The organism is Microcoleus sp. Pol11C2 (assembly GCF_036701505.1).
In the GTDB taxonomy this organism is placed as follows: Bacteria; Cyanobacteriota; Cyanobacteriia; order Cyanobacteriales; family Microcoleaceae; genus Microcoleus.
This window is the reverse complement of record NZ_JAUBQX010000003.1, coordinates 191025-207975: the sequence shown is the minus strand read 5'-3', so window position 1 is coordinate 207975 and position 16951 is coordinate 191025. Positions and strand designations below refer to the sequence as shown.

Sequence of the window (16951 nt, the reverse complement as noted above, 5' to 3'; positions counted from 1 at the left end):
ATGCCCAATTCAATTAGCCAAGTTCAGCCACCGCTGGAATTTATACCCCCAGCCTACAACCCGCTAGTGATGCAAGGTTGTAAGCAAATATTCCCCTGGTGGCTGCGATTTCGGACGAGTATCAGCCAGGTTCAAGCCGAAAACGTCGAAACCCTCGCCGAACTATTCCACCAATTTCAAAATCAGAAAGTTCGCTTCTTGCTAGCCTTCCGCCACCCTAACTCAGACGATCCCTACTGTTTGGGACAACTAATTTGGAAACTCGTTCCCCAGGCAGCGCGCGCCAAAGGCATTCCCCTGCAATTCCCGGTACATTCCCACTTTATCTACGATCGCGGCATTCCCCTGTGGGCCGGTGCGGGCGTCGGCTGGTTGTATTCCCAACTCGGTGGCACTCCGATTGTTCGCGGGAAGATCGATCGCGTCGGATTGCGATCGGCCCGCAATTTATTTGCCAACAGCCAATTCCCGATCGCCGCCGCCCCAGAAGGCGCCACCAACGGTCACAATGAAATAGTTAGCCCCCTCGAACCGGGAATTGCTCAAATGGGCTTCTGGTGCGTTGAAGATTTGCTGAAAGCCGGACGCACTGAAAAAGTTTTAATTGTGCCGATCGGCATTCAATACCGCTATGTCAACCCACCTTGGCAACCCCTAGAAAAACTTTTAACTCAATTAGAAATTGATTGCGGACTGCCACCCTTAGAACGCACCGATCTCGCTAATTTAGAGGCGGCAAATCCCGATACCGAAAACCACAATCACAAATTCCAATATCTGCGCCTGATTCGACTGGGCAGCCATTTACTAGCCGTAATGGAAGAGTTTTACAGCCGTTTTTATCATAAAAACTTACCCCCAAAAATATCTATTTTACCATCATCAATTCCCGAAAAACCGACAAATGATTTTGACAATGAAGTAATGATAGCTCGACTGCAAGCCTTGTTAGACGTGGGTTTGCAAGTAGCAGAAGAATATTTTAACTTAAAGCCCAAAGGCAGTTTAATAGACCGCTGCCGCCGTGTGGAACAAGCAGGCTGGGACTATATTTATCGAGAAGATATCAAAGATATTGCAGCACTTTCTCCCTTAGAAAGAGGATTAGCCGATCGCCTTGCTGAAGAAGCAAGTCTTCGGATGTGGCACATGAGACTTGTAGAAAGTTTCGTGTCCGTCACGGGCAGGTACGTCGCAGAACAACTGACAGCAGAACGTTTGGCAGAAACAACTTTACTGCTGTGGGACGTACTGGCTCGCATCAAAGGGGGAAATCCTTTCGGCAGACCGAAGTTGGGCAAACAGCAGGTACAAATGACCGTGGGCGAACCCATATCCGTGAGCGATCGTTGGGATCGATATCAAACCAGCCGCAGGTTAGCAGTTGCCGATCTCACTCAAGACTTGCAATCAGCTTTAGAAGCAATGATTAAATCTTAATTAGTCAGAGAAGGAAGAGCTTCTAGGGAAGAAGGAATATATATTTTTCTTCACTACGTTTTTTTGTGGTGAATTATAAACAGATTGTTATAAACTTTTGGAATAGGTCTAATGAACCGCAAACCCTCGCTCGACAATGAACCAATAAAAATTAGCGATGACTAACAAACCTATCGATTTGTCTACTAACTCAATTAAAGTAAAACTGCTCAATAATTTAGCGCAGGAATTGCTCACACCGCTCACTTCTGTCCTCGGCATGGCAAGCGTGTTGAAACAAGAAATTTATGGCCCCTTAACGAGCAAGCAAAAAGAATATATTGACGTGATCCAAGACAGCAGCCGCTCTTTGCGATCGCTAGTTGAAGAAATTTTGGAACTGGCAGAACTAGATGATTCCGCTTTCACCTTGAAGCGAACCGCAGTCGATATAGAAACTTTGTGCCAGCAGGTGGTGACAATCCTGTCGTCGGCAGCAAGTAGACGAGAGCAAGAAATTAATTTGTCGATGGGGCCCGGGTCGCGCATCTGGTTGGTAGATAAAGATAAGGTTCAGCAAATGCTGCACCACTTAATTTTTAGCATTATTCAATCTGCTGGGGCAGGCAGCGTGATTAGAGTCCACGTTTCTCGGAAAGAAGACGGTATCAACATCGGAGTTTGGGTTTTTCATCCTTGGTTAGGGGAAAGTTTGCCCCATGCGAAACTCTACACCGACTACTTGTTGAAGGCCGGATCTGATAGCGGTTCGCCATCGAGCTCCGAAATCGACTCTCCCGGAGAACCGCAACTCCCGACACAGGGTTCGCAGCGATTAACGCTGGCGTTTTCTGAGTTGGCGGCTTTGGTGGCACAGAATGCAGAGGATACCGCACCGGTGTTAGCTGGTTACGGGGCGCGGGAACGCTTGGGGCTGCTGCTTTGCTGCCAATTGGTGGAAATTCAAGGCGGTCAACTCTCAATTCAAGGAGCCCCGGAATCTGGATATCGCTACGTGCTCTGGCTGCCCTGCACAAATGCTACGGAATTGTTGGAAGGCTAAAGAAGGAAGAAGGAAGAAGGAAGAAGGAAGAAGGAAGAAGCAGTGTACAGGATTTAATGGATGAAAGAAGGAAGAAAAATCACTCAACTTTTTTCAATTATCAATTCCCCATTCCCGATTCCCAATTACCAATTCCCAATTACCAATTACCGATTACAAAGTACAAATCTAAAATAGCAATGAATTCAGTTTGGCAACAGTTAACTCTGGCAAATTTGCCGCTCTCTCAGTGGCAAAGTAGAAGTTATTTATTCAATTTGGCGATCGGCTCTTTACGCAGTTGGCGGCAGAGTAGCTGGCTGATGCAGTGGGCAGAACCCTTGGGTTTTGTTTTGCTGGGCTTGACTTTCGGTTTGGCGCCGTTTGTAAACAATGCCTTGGTGGGGGTGTTGATGGCGGCTAGCGCTGCATTTTGGGTGCTGCTGACTGTTTCGGACGATCGCGAGATCCCCTTCACGCCGATTCATTTGCTGGTTCTGCTGTACTGGGGCATAGCCACTGTCGCAACGGCGATGTCGCCGGTGAAAGTCGCCGCTGCTACTGGTTGGAGCAAGCTAACGCTGTATTTGCTGTTTTTTGCGCTGATGGCTCGGATATTGCGATCGCCCCGTTGGCGATCGTGGTTAATTGCCGTATTTTTGAACGTCTCTTTAATTGTCAGTTTCTACGGCGTGCGGCAGTGGATTGATAAAGTGCCACCATTAGCTACTTGGAACGATCCGACTTCTACTCAAGCCAATGTCACGCGAGTTTACAGCTTTCTGGGAAATCCTAACTTGCTTGGTTCGTATTTGCTGCCGGCCATTGCATTGAGCGCTGCCGCACTTTTTGTGTGGAAAGGATGGGGAACAAAAGTTTTAGCGCTGACAATGCTGGTGGTAAATTGCGCGTGTTTGCGCTACACCGACAGCCGGGGTGCTTGGATTGGTTTTGTGGCTCTACTGGTGGTATTTTTAGTGCTGCTGTGGTACTGGTACAGCCCTTTGATGCCTCGGTTCTGGCGAAATTGGGCGCTGCCGTTAGGGTTAGGAGGTTTGGCGGGAGCCTTAATTTTGGGAGTGGCTTTAGTGGAGCCTCTGCGCGATCGAGTTTCGAGTATGTTTATCGGCCGAGGTGACAGCAGCAACAATTTTCGGATTAATGTTTGGACGGCGGTGATTGACATGATTCGCGATCGACCAATTCTCGGAATTGGGCCGGGAAACACTGCTTTTAATAAAGTTTATCCGCTTTATATGAGGCCGAAATTTACTGCTTTGAGCGCTTATTCCGTGCTGCTGGAAATTGCGGTGGAAACCGGTTTTATCGGTTTAATGTGTTTCCTTTGGCTGATGACTGTCACCGTCAATCAAGGTTTGTTGCAGATCAAACATCTACGGGATTCACAATTTAAAATCTCTAGTTTAGAGGAAGAATCCCAAAATCCCCAATCTCAAATCCAAAATCTCAAATCGAATCAGGGATTTTGGTTGATTGGGGCGATCGCAACTTTAGCCGGCATGATGGCCCACGGTTTTGTCGATACAGTTTGGTACCGGCCGGAAGTTAATATGCTTTGGTGGTTGATGGTGGCGATTATTGCTAGTTTTTACAGAAACTCACACCAGCAGCCGCAAGATTCAGCTTTGACGGAGGGCGAGTAGATAGAATTGCTGGCGGGGATTTTCTCCCCGCACAGTGCGGATTCCAGCAATAGCCGATACAGCAATGATTAGGAGTTATACCAGTTCAAAAAAAGGGTTCTCCTGAACTTATGGTTATAAGTTTATTTAATCAGAAAAGCAAGCTAATACGCGATTCCTAAAATTATTAAAATTAGAAAAACCATACCCTTGTCGCATTATCAACTTAATCCTATTGTTGATTCCTTCCATGACTCCACTTGTGGTGCGATTAAGAAAGTAGTTGCAAATACCCTCAAAATGATTTTCAATTGTTGATGCAGATTCTCTAAAAAATACTTGTGCATGATTGAGCCACTCTTTGATTTTATTCTGCCCTTTTTTGACTGTCAAATTAGTCTCATATATTTCTCTAAATTTTTCTTTCATCTCATACGCAATTCTCAAACATTCTGATTTTGCTAGTGTCAATTCTAATTTATCAATCTGAAGAGGATTCAAATTTACTCGATTACTTAATAATAAATATTTACTTTGTCTATCTGTTATTCCGGCTGCTCTACGTAACTTATTTAAGTCTTTATTAACTACTTTCATTACATGAAAACGATCGATAACAACTAGGGCATTTGGGAATACTTTTTTGATAACTTTAGGGAATCCCCCCCACATATCAACACTCACTTCCTCAACTTGTTTCCGAACCTCAATCGGCTGTTTCATAAAGATTTCAATGATTTCTTCCGAGCGATGAGAATCAATCATCTCAATTAAATTACCCTCACCAATGTCACTAACAACAGTCACGAAATTCCCTTGACCTTTTCGCATACTTATCTCGTCGATAGAAATTCGTTTGGTGATTTTTCCATTAGTTTTTTTTTGCTCTTAATTACCTGCTCAAATATTCCTTTTATTTCGTCATAACTCAGTCCTTCTTCTCGTCCAATTTGCTCCATGCTCGATTGTTTTACACGCTCATAAATATTTTGTTCGTATCGTTGAGTATGCCGTCTTTTAACATCCAAAAAATCTATTCTTTCTGTGGGATACCGTTGGCAACTAGGACAGTAAAACTGCCGCCGTGGGATTTTCAAATACACAGGACGACCAAAAACCGACAAATCTCTTACTAGAATTGGTCGATTTTGATGCAGTTTTTCGGTATAATCTTTACAATGATGACAAACAATTCCTTCTGATAAAATGCTCAGTCCCAAGAAAATTGTTCCCTCAACTTGAGTACAAGTTTCAACCCTGACTCCAGGCAAGGCTAAGAGATAGTCTAGATGGAAGCTCATAACGGTAAATGTATTATTAGGTACATTTTACACCATAAACTCAGGAGAGCCAAAAAAAGAATGCAGCTTTATGCAAGCTGCAAACCATTATAGCCATAAGTTATTTCCAATTCTTCAATTATTAATCTCAAATCTCAAATGCTATAAGGTGCGGAGGGCGCACCCTGCATACTACTAATACATACTACATACCTGTTGCTGTAAAGTGGTGATGGTACACTCTACAAAATTTATTGAAAATAACTCTTATTCTTCGCTCTCCGAAGGCATGATGAATCTGGGACACGGATATTTTCCACCATCTCTATCTCTGCACCCCCTCCTCCTCGCTTGATTAGAGTCGAACGGCGTTTCGACTGATTCATTAACGGTAATTTTAACAGTCGAAGGAGTTGGCAGTGCTGTTGAGGCTTGACTTAGCTCCAGTACCGTTATAATTGCCAGTATGGTTGATGAAAACAAAACTGTGCGTTTCATTTATTTGTTTTTTCCTCGTTTAATCGTTGACGTGCCATCCCTATCCATATATCCTCATCGAATTCTTGAGAATCCGCATACTTTAGACAAATTTTCCACTGCGGTAGCGCTGCCTTAGTATTTTTCATTTTTTCTAGGACTTGCGCTTTTAAGCAGTAAGTTGCTGGTCCTTCACTATCAAGTTTAATCGCTTCATCCAGATGTTGCAATGCCTCTGAATATCGACCCTGTTCCAGGCGAGCCCATCCCAAATTTTTGAGTAAAGAATATTTTACTTGATCGTCCTCAGCTAATTTCAAACCTTGCCACAGGAAGTGAACGGCAGCCGGATAGTTTTTTTGATCAACTATATATAACCGAGCCAGATTGCTGTAAGCAGCAGGCAGACCGAGTTTTGCAGCTTGCAGATATTTTCCTTGGGCGCATTGTAAATCTTGCACCTCTTCGCAAAGCCATCCTAAATTGTAAAGAGCTGTTCGGCTTTTGGGATCTACCCAGAGCGCTAACTCATATGCTTGTTGAGTATCAGCAAATCGATTAGCTTTGTAGTTTTCAAAAGCCCTATTATTAAAAAAAGATGCCAGTTCCGGCAACCCAATTTGCCAGCCGCCCAAGCCTACTGCTAGCATCAGCAATAAGGCTCCCCACTTGGAGTTGTGAGGCTTTTTTGCTGGCTCTTTCATAGCATTGAAAATGTTAGCTAATGGTGTCATTTTTAGCATTTTTTAACTTGAGAGTTAGGCGATATTTTGTTTGCCAGTTTTAATTGCCACCCTAATGGCATCATAATCTTACGAAATGACTCATGATTGAACCCATTTCTCATAAGAGTTTGTTAGTCCACAGCCGAATCCTTGGGGAATGCTCCCACTACCCAGATGTATTCGAGCATAGGTTAATCATTCATGAGGCTCCACAAGCCATCCGGATATTTTCAGGAAAAAGGAAGCGGGAAGCAGGAAGAAGGTAAAACTCTTCCCCTTGCCTAAGTAATAATACTTGGTCAGCGGTCAGTCGATCGACAGTATGCGACTCTATGAGGAGATACAGCGTATTCCAGCTTTATGAAGTGTAGGGACTTACCCTGGACCGTTTCCGTACGGCGATAGAACGAGCTGGGGTTTAGTTCATCAACATAGAATCTGCTGTAAGATGGACTCCAGTCAAATAACTCTAATTAAGTTTGTAGTGACGATAGAAGTCCTCAAAATCCTCAAGGGGGGATTTTGAAAAATATTATGATGAGTAATGAACCGAAATGGATTTAAAATAGCCAATCATTAATCAGCAATCACCAATCATGAATCACTAATGACTCCTGACTAATAAACATCTCCATAAATTAACTTTCAACCTTCGAGTAGCAAAGGTTTGAGTTTATTTTTTGGAGATATTTAATGACTAATGACTAATGAGTGATGACTAATGACTCTGACTAAAATTGCTTCATCGCTCTTTCCATATCCCGCTTATCTTCACGTTTCTTCAAATCTTCGCGCTTGTCGTACAGTTTTTTCCCTTTACCCAAACCGATATCAAGTTTTACCCAGCCGCCTTTCAAATACATTTTTAACGGCACTAAAGTCAAGCCTTTTTCTTCCACTTTGCCGATTAATTTGCGAATTTCCTGCTTGTGCATCAGCAATTTACGGGTGCGGCGGGGTTCGTGATTAAAATAGTTGCTAGCACTTCTCCAAGGCGAAATGTGAACGTTTATCAGCCACAGTTCCCCGTTCCGAACTAAGCCATATCCGTCCCGCAAATTTGCTTTTCCTTCCCGAATAGATTTGACTTCGGTTCCCTTCAACTCGATTCCCACTTGGTATGTCTCTATAATTTCATAGAGATGGCGCGCTTGTCGGTTATCGCTAACAATTTTGTATCCTGGGCTTTTTTCGCTCATTTTTACCTCCGCTAAAATTAATTATTATAACGCTAGCTTCTCTGTAGAGAAAATCGAAGCTTGACAAAACTTAAATAATCGGTCTAGACATTACCAATTTGGCTGAGCTAAGATGTCACCAACGTGAATGTCAAGCGGTATCATGCAGCGCACCAATATCACTGATTCTGCAACTCCAGGTTCTGTTACTCCTCATCCTGCGGTTAATTTGGTTTGGCTGGCTCCTTTTCTGCTGGCGCTTGCTTGGTTTTGGGCCAATATCTTGGCAGTTAAGTGGCTGTTATCCTCGTTTATTGAGATACCCACACTGTACAAAATAGTAATTGGTTTTCTGATTGTAGCATTAGTAGTGCGATCGAGCCGGAACTCCGATCGCCCGCCGGGATTTTCACCCAATTTCGTTTTGAGGCGAGATCCGCTGCTGTTGATGTTGGGTGCGGGTATTTTCTCGATCGCCCTTCAGTACATAATTGATATCAAACAAGTTACTGTCCTGCTATTTATCCTCGGAACTTACGGGCTGTGCGGCTTATTTGGGGAGCCTAACTTTTGGCGAAAAAACTTGCCCGTTGCCGGCTTGCTGGCTTGTATTTTACCATTTAATAGTCAGTTGAATAGCGGCTTAGGTTTGCCGGCACGAGTGCTCACTGCTCAGGTAGTAGAACAGTTGCTTTCTCTGCTGCACATTGGGGCTATTTCTTCTTACGATATTATCGTTTTGGAAAACGGCATCGCTCACGTTGACGTGCCTTGCAGCGGCATTAAAACTCTCTTAGTGGGAACGCTATTTTTGCTTGCTGCTACCTGGCTAGAAGGTCGCAAATTGAGTTTAAAATGGCTTGCAGTATGCGCTGCTAACTTCTTAATGTTGGTGTCTGCTAACGCTTTGCGGGTTGCCGTGCTAGTGCTGGTTGCCCAAGTTTTCCAACAGCCAACTTATGCAGAAATGCTGCACGTACCGCTAGGAATTGTGGGTTTAATCGGCGCTTGCTTCTTAAGTTGGTTGATGCTGCAAAAAGTTCCAAAATTTCACGAAACAAAAGAAATTGATTTTAACTCGCAACGGGATTTAGAAATACTCAAAAATCAGCCTTTGGCAAAACCGGGACTAATTGTGGCGGTGGCTGTTTTGGGTGCAATTTCTCAATTGTATCATGTAGAAAGTGAAAAATTAGCGATCGCCCCCCTGAAATTTCTAGACCCGATTGTCTCCGAATCAATCCCGCTGAATCCCAGCGAAGAAAAATTCTTTGGGAATTACCCCGGCACCCAAACACAAAAAATCAGATTTGTCGCGGGCAACTTGCGCGGTTCCATGCTCACAGTAGCGAGCACATCCTGGCAAACTTACCACGCCCCCGAGTTGTGTTTTGTAGCGAGCGGAATTCCCGTCAATCGCATAGAAAAAAAACAACTAACTCCTTCAGTAACAGCGCGCTGGCTGTCTCTCAAAAACAACCAATTATCAGCAGCATACTGGCTGCAATCTGCACATATAACTACAGATAACTTCATGTCCCGTATCGGCAGCGACCTCACTCACAACAACCACAACTGGGTGCTAGTTTCCATTTTATTTGACAGTTCGCTACAAGCCGAAAACTATGAAGTAAAAAAGTTTGCTAGTAATGTATACGATACCGTTAAAGAAAGCTTACAAGGAGAAATGAATGAAAATTAAACAGGTATTTGATGGAGTTTTTAAAACAATTTTTTGGCTGTGGAATTTGACTTTTTTATCGATTGTTTACTTGGGAATCTTGCCGATTATCGGAGTGCCATTAATTATGGCGACAATCGATGGCAGCATCCCCTTAGAGTTTTCTTTGACGATGGCAGCTACGATTGCAGTACCCACTGTATGTACTGTAATAGGAGCTAGGCGTTTTAGCAAGCAACCCCTACAGCTAATGCGTTGGTTTTACGGCGTAGAAGCACCGCTATTTTTGCTGTGTTTGCTCCGCTTGTTCCTGCTGCGAGAACTAACTCCAGCTAGTTCTCAAATCATCGCTACTATTGCTTTGTGCATTGCAGCATTTTCAGTGGAAATGCTGTACGGCTATCTGGGTAGAAAAGAAAATGTTCAAAATATTTTCGATTCCCAGAATTCCCATAATAAACAGCCTCATTTTTTCAGTTTAATTGGAGAAAAGCGAAGTGCGTGGCTGCAATTAGGATGTCACACTTTAATGGTAGTAGTTGGCATTTTGGCGGCAATATTGCTGATTTATTACGCTTTACCTGTGGCCTTGTATACAGTTTATGGATTCTTATTTTTCGTTCTTCAATTTTTCAAGTTTACATGGGTTTCACCATTTCTGGAGATGTTTAAATACGGGGCGTGGGTCTGGGCTTTAATTTGGATACCGCTATCCTTTATATTGTTTGGTTTAACCTGTAGCTTGTTCGTTGTCATGCCTTCGCTGTACGGCTTTCTCTACATTCATTCCGGGCGGAAAATATGGCATAGTTTTGCTGCACAATACGGGAAAAATAAAGCGCTAATCGGAAGTTTGGGAGTCATAGCAGCTTGGCTGGCTATTTTCTCCGCTTTGCAGCAGCAGCCACAAGTGGCAGCACTAAAAATGCTGGCGACTCCCCCTGCAAACGACACGGTTCGCCAAACTTTATTAGCCAAGTCTGATATGATTCGATCCGGCTTAGTCAATGCTTATTTGTCCCCTTACCGCTACCTCAGCACTGTGGGAGAAAACAACCACATTTATGAGATATACAAAAATAGTTTGAATTTGCCTGACGGAGTGGCTCAAACTGTGCAGAACAGCTATAATGTTTTAATGTCGCCGTTTTTGTATCAAGGCTCTAGTGCTGATGTGGAAAAAGCAGAAAAACTCTACGGAGAATTCTTCGATACGGAACTGCAAAAAGGCGACACCGAAGCAGTAAAACACGCGGTACAGTCAACCTCAAACCAGGAAGAAGCTAAAGCTGGTTTGCTGAATGTCAGTGAGAAAAAAGTGTGGTTGCAGTCGCAAGAAGTGACAGTGAAAGAAAACGGCGACTGGGCTGAGGTTCAACTCTACGAAGTTTACAAAAATCAAACGCCGAACTTGCAAGAAGTATTCTACTACTTTTCGCTGCCGGAAAGCGCCGCAGTTACAGGAGTTTGGCTGGGAGACACTGGCGATTTAAACAAACGTTTTGTATTTACGGTATCGCCTAGAGGTGCCGCCCAGCAAGTCTACAATCAACAGGTAGCAGAAAGAGTAGATCCGGCTTTGTTAGAACAAATTGGCCCCAAACAATACCGCTTGCGGGCTTTTCCAATTCCGGTAAAACGAGAATTCACCCAAACAGACGGGCCAACGGAAATGCACCTGTGGCTTACTTACAAAGTCATGCGGCAGCCGCAGGGTTGGGCTATGCCTGTTTTGGCTGAAAAACGCAACATTTTTTGGAACCAAAATACTCGCCGCACGATCGCCGGAAAAGAGGTAAAATACAGCGGGAAAGAAGCAAGAGAAACTTGGCTGCCACCCTTTTTACCCGCAGTCGCACAGCAACCTCTAACAGCGCAGCAGGCGATTCTACCGGGAGGAAATATCATTTCTGCTAAGCCGCTGGCTGATGCCAATTACTCGCTACCCCAAGGCAAAAAATTTGCAGTTATTCTGGATACTTCCCGCAGCATGGCGGCGGAAAGTAAGGAAGTAAAAGAGACTTTTGAATGGTTAAAAGCTAATGCTGCAGGCAAAAATGGTGTTGATTTGTATGTCGCCAGCGCTGCGGGAATGCCACCTAAGTTTGTGGAAGATGTACGCAATTTCGATGCCGCAAAGGTGACGTTTTACGGTACAATCCAGCTCAAAGATATGCTGCAACAGTTTGCACAGTTACGGGGCGATAAAAGTTACGATACTGTATTTGTGGTGAGCGATCGCCATAGTTACGAATTGTCGGACGATCGCAAACCTAAACTTTCCATCTCTGCACCCCTATGGACAGTGCATTTGGGAGGTTTGCCCCCCGGCTACGACGACGCAACTTTAAAGGTGATTCAAGATAGCGGCGGTGGAGTTGCTACGGATATGAAAGAGGCGATGCAGCGAGTAGCAACCACAGCAGCTTCCGGCCCATCTACAGTTAGCGTTGTTGACGGCTATGCTTGGAGTTATGCCAAAACCCCGCAGTCGAAAAAAACCGCCAAATCGGCGGCAGTCGCAGATCCGAAAAATGCCGGAAATGAAGGCTTTAAACCGATTGCTGCGCGACAGTTGATAACTGCACTTAGCAAGCAGAAAAGTTCAAATCAACTGACGCAACTGGATGCGATGCACGCCGTAGCTAAAAATTTCCAAGTGGTGACGCCTTATTCTTCAATGATTGTGTTAGTTAATGACGCGCAAAGGGAGCAGCTAAAAGCAGCGGAAGCTAAGAGCGATCGATTTGAACGCGAGGTAGAATCGGGTAAGGAGGAGTTGAGTAAGCCGAATAATCCTCTGAATGTTTCGGGGGTTCCTGAACCGGAAGAATGGCTGCTTTTGGGGGTTGGTGCGATCGGGCTTTTGGTGGTTTTCCTCCGTCAGCGGGGTGCGAAAACGGTAGGTTGAAATTTAATCCGGGTTGGCTACTCCCTCAATGTTTCGGCGGTTGAAACCGCTACTACAAAAACAAAGTCTGCCTCCGCAGACTAACAGAGTGAGGGGGTATTTAAGCCGGACTTGATATCACATATTAATCTACAGTCGTCTTGAGACGACTTTAGCTATGAGACAGGGGTTTAAACCCCTGTCGGACTTAACGAATAACGAATAACTAATCTATGTCCACAAAAACGCGATCGCCCTCAATCTTTACCGGATAAGATTCCAGGGAATCGCTGGGTGCATTCAAACATTTACCAGTATCTAATTTGTACTGATACTTATGAAACGGACAGGTAATGATGCCGCTGCTTACCTTACCCATGTCGATCGGATATTCTAAATGAGTGCAAGCATTACGGTAACAAGTGACATTCATGCCTTGACGATTCAAAATCACTGAGGTTTCGTCAACTTTTACCTTCAACACACCCCATTCGGGAACTTGATTTACTGCTGTTATCTCTACCCACATAAAATATTTTTTCTCCGAAAAAACCTGACCTTGACTTACGCAGAACCTAATTATTTAGGGTGTGGATTGCGAACTTACTGCTATCCGTAGCGTGTCAAACCACTTTTTGCCTTAAGTCCTGATTATCTTACTCCAGCTTCCCCCTAGGGATGAATCTGACTCAAAATCACCCGCAACCGATCGTAATCATCCTTCAGCAAAACACTCAAACTTCTCCCCGCTTCCACCAACCAAGATCGATCGCGCATCCGCAACTGATAAATCTCCCGAATCGCCGCCGCCGTCAGCGCCTCCACCGGCGCATTAGCCACCCCCAGCAGTGTCCTCAAAAAATCCAACTGCACGGTAAAATCAATCACCTCATCCGGTTCGCAGCGATAAACCGCCTGGTGAATTTGCGGCGGGCGCGGCGGCAAATACTGATAAATTTTACCCCTTGATGGGCCGTGACCGTTCAACCTTTCCGGCGCAGCCTCATACCCAACAATCGCCACTCGAAACTCGGTTTTGAGCATCGCAAAAATCTGCGGTTGTTCTTCCCGCAACTCTTCCAGCGACAAACCCAAAGCGCGAGCTCTGTGCACCGAGTCGATCGGGCTAGTCGTAGCGTAATAAACGACGCCGTAAATTTGATTTTTCGACTCTTCATCCTCGGCCTTCACCCAACTCCCAAAAGGCGGCATCACGGGAAAGCTTAAGTCTTCCGGTTCCAAACATTGAGCCAGAAACTCTGAAGTTGCCGTCTCGATCACCTCAGCAATGCGATCGGGATGGCGCTCTTTTATAGCAAATTGGGGTAAAGGTAAACGCATAGTTTTAGTGATTAGTCATTAGTCATCAGTTATCAGTCATTAGTCATTAGTCAAGGGTTTTCATTGAGTAGCCTGGTTTTGGGTACTTTACCAATTACAAATTACAGATTACCCATTACCAATGACTAATGACCGCTGACTATTTCGCGCGGCCAGCCGTAGCATCGACAAGTTCCAACTGCGACAGGCGGAACGTAATCAGCTTGTCCCAATTCCCGCCTTCAAACAGTACCGCGACCTTTCCGTCGCTAACTCGCTGGACTTGTCCTTGAAAGGCGTAGTAAATCTCACCCTTATCTTTAACTCGAACTGCCGAACCTGGAAAAATCATAATTGTTTGAATGTTAAGTTTGCTCTTTATAGCTTACCGTTTATCGTTTCTAGTTCCCAAGCAGAGCCTGAGAACTAGGCAAATCTTCGTCAACCGGAAGACGCGAGGCAAAGCCTCGGAACGAGAGTTTGTTAGGCTAAGGCTGCTACGGAAACTTTACCGGCAATGCGGCCCGCGATCGCCCGCAACTCCCTAGCTGAAGCAGAACCCGGTTGCCCCACCACGATCGGCACCCCCGAATCGCCACCTTCCCGCAAGGGTATTTCCAGCGGAATGCGGCCTAAAAGCGGCACTCCCAACTCAGCAGCAGTCTTTTCCCCGCCACCAGAACCGAAAATATCGTATTGCTTGTCAGGCATATCCGGCGGCACAAAATAGCTCATGTTTTCCACAATTCCCAATACCGACACTCCCAACTGCTGGAACATCTTTAACCCCTTGCGGGAGTCCAACAAAGCCACAGTCTGCGGCGTCGTCACGATCACCACACCAGCCATCGGCACCGCTTGCGCCATTGTCAACTGCGCGTCTCCAGTACCCGGAGGCATATCGACAATCAGATAGTCTAAATCGCCCCAATTCACCTGATAGAGGAACTGTCGGATGATCCCGTTCAACATCGGGCCGCGCCAAATGACGGGCTGGTCTTTGTCAATTAAAAATGCCATCGACACTAATTTGACGCCGTAGTTGAAGGCGGGTTCGAGGCTTTCCCCGCTTTTCCCGTCCCTAACCATCACTTTCGCGTCCCCCAGACCCAACATATTTGGGTCGTTGGGTCCATAGATATCCGCATCCAGCAAACCCACCTTAGCGCCGGTTTGCGCCAGCGCTACTGCCACATTTACCGCCACCGTGCTTTTGCCGACGCCACCTTTGCCGCTGGAAATTGCGATAATATTTTTAACGCCTTCAATGCCTTGGCGATCGACGACTCCCTTTTGCTGCGGCGTCTCGGCTGTCACCTCCACCGCCACTTTTTCGACTCCTGGCAACTGTTTGACCGCTTTTTGGCAATCTTCGACAATAAATTCTCGCAGCGGGCAAGCAGGCGTTGTCAGCACTAAAGTAAAACTGACGACACCGCCGTCAATTTTTATGTTACGAATCATGTTCAATTCCACCAAACTCTTTTGCAGTTCGGGGTCTTGCACGGGTCGCAGGATTTCTAAGACTGAACTAACATCGAGTGTATTGGGCATTGTGTTCTCCACCATAGCTCTGCAATTGGGTTAGCGAATTTTTGATCGCAGGTTTAAGTATATTTTTATTGCTATTTTTTAATGTAACTTCATAGCGATCATTTGCAGACCTACGGTGGCATAATTACATGACGACTGGATTTGGGATTCATCGCCCATCTAAAACTCAAATCTGACAACAGAAAATTTTATGACAGTTTCTACAACACTTAAAACCGCCACTTCCCCGTTTTTGCCGCCGGCTGACTCTAGAGCTAGAGTCAGCCAATTTATGAAAAGCCTACAAGACGAAATTTGTCAATCCCTCGAACAACTCGATGGCGTTGGCAAATTTAAGGAGGACTCTTGGGAACGCTCCGAAGGTGGCGGCGGACGTTCTCGCGTCATGCGCGAAGGCAATGTTTTTGAACAAGGGGGAGTCAATTTTTCCCAAGTGTGGGGCGAAAGTTTGCCGGCTTTGATTCTGGCAAAGCACCCAGAAGCTGCAGGTCACGATTTCTATGCAACGGGCACTTCTATGGTGCTGCACCCCCGCAATCCCTACTTGCCTACGGTTCACCTAAATTACCGCTATTTTGAGGCTGGGCCGATTTGGTGGTTTGGTGGCGGTGTGGATTTGACTCCTTATTACCCGTTGGCTGAGGATGCAGCTCATTTTCACAAAACTTTGAAAGCAGCTTGCGATCGCCACCATCCCGGATATTATCCGACATTTAAACTCTGGTGCGACGAATATTTCTACCTGCCTCACCGCCAAGAAACCCGCGGCGTGGGCGGTCTGTTTTTTGACTATCAAAGCGCTCAAGGCGCGCTTTACCGCGACCATCATGTCAAAGGCAAGGCCGCTGAGTGCAGCAACAACATCGGCGTGCCGGAACCTAGGACTTGGGAGTCGCTCTTCGCCTTTGTACAGGACTGCGGTCGGGCATTTTTGCCGGCTTACACCCCCATAATTGAAAAGCACCGATCGAAAGAATACGGCGATCGCGAGCGTAATTTCCAACTTTACCGCCGCGGCCGTTACGTTGAATTTAACTTGGTGTACGATCGAGGCACGACCTTTGGTTTGCAGACCAACGGACGCACCGAATCGATTCTCATGTCCCTGCCACCTTTGGTACGCTGGGAATACTGTTACGAGCCAGAACCCAACTCTCCCGAAGCCGAACTCTACTCGAAGTTCTTAAAACCGCAAGATTGGGCGAATTGGATGCCTCAGCAGTCACCGACCTGAGTTAAACTACTGGGACAGTAACCACCGCGATAGATAATAAATTTGAGGGAAGGGTCAGTGATTCATATTGATCAAAAAACCCACACGCTTCAAGACGGTACAACAGTTATCGTCTTAGCACCGACAGGACGGTTGGACATCACTACAGCTTGGCAATTCCGCCTCAAGTTGCAAGAGTGTATTTCCAAACTTAGCCGCCATGTTGTAGTGAATCTTGGTCAGGTTAACTTTATCGATAGCTCTGGCCTGACCTCACTTGTAGCAGGTATGCGGGATGCGGATAAAGTTAAGGGAAGTTTTCGCATTTGCAATGTTCATCCCGAAGCCAAACTGGTGTTTGAAGTCACCATGATGGATTCTGTGTTTGAAATCTTTGAAACGGAAGAAGAAGCTCTAGAGGGGGTGCCGCGCGCAAGTTGACCACTCCCGCTTGCATCGGTTGCGGTGTAAGCGCAATTTAAGCTTGAGGCTCACAAAATGCGCCGGAACCCTGCACAAGAACAGGAAG

16 protein-coding genes are annotated in these 16951 nt (G+C 45.6%); 7 read left to right on the top strand and 9 right to left on the bottom strand.

Going from position 1 to position 16951, the window contains the following annotated elements:
- The 3 genes from QUA42_RS03505 (at nt 1) to QUA42_RS03495 (ending at nt 4125) form a co-directional block, all read left to right on the top strand.
- Nucleotides 1–1440 (top strand): 1-acyl-sn-glycerol-3-phosphate acyltransferase, encoded by a 1440-nt coding sequence (locus QUA42_RS03505; RefSeq protein ID WP_333135159.1) that lies wholly within the window; start codon nt 1–3, stop codon nt 1438–1440.
- 157 nt (nt 1441–1597) lie between these two features.
- The gene (locus tag QUA42_RS03500; protein ID WP_333135157.1) at nt 1598–2482 is read left to right on the top strand and encodes a histidine kinase dimerization/phospho-acceptor domain-containing protein; all 885 of its coding nucleotides are present in this window, start codon (nt 1598–1600) and stop codon (nt 2480–2482) included.
- Between the two features lie 179 nt (nt 2483–2661).
- Nucleotides 2662–4125, top strand: a complete 1464-nt coding sequence (locus QUA42_RS03495) for an IctB family putative bicarbonate transporter (RefSeq protein ID WP_333135155.1) — start codon at nt 2662–2664, stop codon at nt 4123–4125.
- 126 nt (nt 4126–4251) lie between these two features.
- Here QUA42_RS03495 and QUA42_RS03490 read toward each other — a convergent pair whose 3' ends face one another.
- The 5 genes from QUA42_RS03490 to smpB all read right to left on the bottom strand — a co-directional run bounded on the left by QUA42_RS03490 (nt 4252) and on the right by smpB (nt 7785).
- Nucleotides 4252–4911 (bottom strand): ISL3 family transposase, encoded by a 660-nt coding sequence (locus QUA42_RS03490; RefSeq protein WP_333135153.1) that lies wholly within the window; start codon nt 4909–4911, stop codon nt 4252–4254.
- 26 nt (nt 4912–4937) lie between these two features.
- The gene (locus tag QUA42_RS03485; protein ID WP_333135151.1) at nt 4938–5405 is read right to left on the bottom strand and encodes a transposase family protein; all 468 of its coding nucleotides are present in this window, start codon (nt 5403–5405) and stop codon (nt 4938–4940) included.
- Nucleotides 5406–5651: 246 nt separating this feature from the next.
- Entirely contained in the window at nt 5652–5882 is a 231-nt protein-coding gene (locus tag QUA42_RS03480) for an Osc7112_2153 family protein (RefSeq protein WP_333074252.1), read from the bottom strand.
- Nucleotides 5879–6496, bottom strand: coding sequence for a tetratricopeptide repeat protein (locus tag QUA42_RS03475; RefSeq protein ID WP_333135149.1), 618 nt, complete (start codon nt 6494–6496; stop codon nt 5879–5881). The genes QUA42_RS03480 and QUA42_RS03475 overlap by 4 nt, the downstream gene beginning before the upstream one ends.
- Nucleotides 6497–7317: 821 nt before the next feature.
- Nucleotides 7318–7785: an SsrA-binding protein SmpB gene (gene smpB / locus QUA42_RS03470; RefSeq protein ID WP_006631384.1), complete on the bottom strand. Its 468-nt coding sequence runs from the start codon at nt 7783–7785 to the stop codon at nt 7318–7320.
- Nucleotides 7786–7912: 127 nt separating this feature from the next.
- On the opposite strand from smpB, the gene xrtO reads away from it, so the two are divergent.
- Together xrtO and QUA42_RS03460 are read left to right on the top strand one after the other, a co-directional pair.
- Entirely contained in the window at nt 7913–9466 is a 1554-nt protein-coding gene (gene xrtO, locus QUA42_RS03465; RefSeq protein ID WP_333135147.1) for an exosortase O, read from the top strand.
- A complete protein-coding gene (locus QUA42_RS03460; RefSeq protein WP_333135146.1) occupies nt 9456–12356 on the top strand; it encodes a TIGR02921 family PEP-CTERM protein in 2901 nt (966 codons plus the stop codon). Before xrtO ends, QUA42_RS03460 begins: the two co-directional genes overlap by 11 nt.
- Before the next feature lie 205 nt (nt 12357–12561).
- Here the strand turns inward: QUA42_RS03460 and QUA42_RS03455 are convergent, their stop codons facing one another.
- From QUA42_RS03455 to QUA42_RS03440, 4 genes are all read right to left on the bottom strand, one after another.
- A complete protein-coding gene (locus tag QUA42_RS03455) occupies nt 12562–12864 on the bottom strand; it encodes a Rieske (2Fe-2S) protein (protein WP_333135144.1) in 303 nt (100 codons plus the stop codon).
- Nucleotides 12865–13007: 143 nt separating this feature from the next.
- A complete protein-coding gene (locus tag QUA42_RS03450) occupies nt 13008–13676 on the bottom strand; it encodes an HAS-barrel domain-containing protein (protein WP_333040001.1) in 669 nt (222 codons plus the stop codon).
- A 139-nt stretch (nt 13677–13815) separates the two neighbouring features.
- The gene (locus QUA42_RS03445) at nt 13816–14007 is read right to left on the bottom strand and encodes an NAD(P)H dehydrogenase subunit NdhS (RefSeq protein ID WP_015175937.1); all 192 of its coding nucleotides are present in this window, start codon (nt 14005–14007) and stop codon (nt 13816–13818) included.
- Between the two features lie 131 nt (nt 14008–14138).
- Nucleotides 14139–15209, bottom strand: a complete 1071-nt coding sequence (locus tag QUA42_RS03440) for an Mrp/NBP35 family ATP-binding protein (protein WP_333057242.1) — start codon at nt 15207–15209, stop codon at nt 14139–14141.
- A gap of 190 nt (nt 15210–15399) precedes the next feature.
- Between QUA42_RS03440 and hemF the strand changes: the two genes are divergently transcribed.
- Nucleotides 15400–16443: an oxygen-dependent coproporphyrinogen oxidase gene (gene hemF, locus QUA42_RS03435; protein WP_333135142.1), complete on the top strand. Its 1044-nt coding sequence runs from the start codon at nt 15400–15402 to the stop codon at nt 16441–16443.
- Nucleotides 16444–16500: 57 nt separating this feature from the next.
- Nucleotides 16501–16863, top strand: a complete 363-nt coding sequence (locus QUA42_RS03430) for an STAS domain-containing protein (protein WP_006631392.1) — start codon at nt 16501–16503, stop codon at nt 16861–16863.
- Nucleotides 16864–16951 lie beyond the last annotated feature (88 nt).

Bases quoted from the DNA above. Each gene is read 5' to 3' on its own strand.
- QUA42_RS03460 (WP_333135146.1), top strand. From the start codon at position 9,456: ATGAAAATTAAACAGGTATTTGATGGAGTTTTTAAAACAATTTTTTGG.
- hemF (WP_333135142.1), top strand. From the start codon at position 15,400: ATGACAGTTTCTACAACACTTAAAACCGCCACTTCCCCGTTTTTGCCG.
- QUA42_RS03485 (WP_333135151.1), bottom strand. From the start codon at position 5,405: ATGAGCTTCCATCTAGACTATCTCTTAGCCTTGCCTGGAGTCAGGGTT.
- QUA42_RS03440 (WP_333057242.1), bottom strand. From the start codon at position 15,209: ATGCCCAATACACTCGATGTTAGTTCAGTCTTAGAAATCCTGCGACCC.
- smpB (WP_006631384.1), bottom strand. From the start codon at position 7,785: ATGAGCGAAAAAAGCCCAGGATACAAAATTGTTAGCGATAACCGACAA.
- xrtO (WP_333135147.1), top strand. From the start codon at position 7,913: ATGTCAAGCGGTATCATGCAGCGCACCAATATCACTGATTCTGCAACT.
- QUA42_RS03480 (WP_333074252.1), bottom strand. From the start codon at position 5,882: ATGAAACGCACAGTTTTGTTTTCATCAACCATACTGGCAATTATAACG.
- QUA42_RS03450 (WP_333040001.1), bottom strand. From the start codon at position 13,676: ATGCGTTTACCTTTACCCCAATTTGCTATAAAAGAGCGCCATCCCGAT.
- QUA42_RS03455 (WP_333135144.1), bottom strand. From the start codon at position 12,864: ATGTGGGTAGAGATAACAGCAGTAAATCAAGTTCCCGAATGGGGTGTG.
- QUA42_RS03500 (WP_333135157.1), top strand. From the start codon at position 1,598: ATGACTAACAAACCTATCGATTTGTCTACTAACTCAATTAAAGTAAAA.
- QUA42_RS03495 (WP_333135155.1), top strand. From the start codon at position 2,662: ATGAATTCAGTTTGGCAACAGTTAACTCTGGCAAATTTGCCGCTCTCT.
- QUA42_RS03505 (WP_333135159.1), top strand. From the start codon at position 1: ATGCCCAATTCAATTAGCCAAGTTCAGCCACCGCTGGAATTTATACCC.
- QUA42_RS03445 (WP_015175937.1), bottom strand. From the start codon at position 14,007: ATGATTTTTCCAGGTTCGGCAGTTCGAGTTAAAGATAAGGGTGAGATT.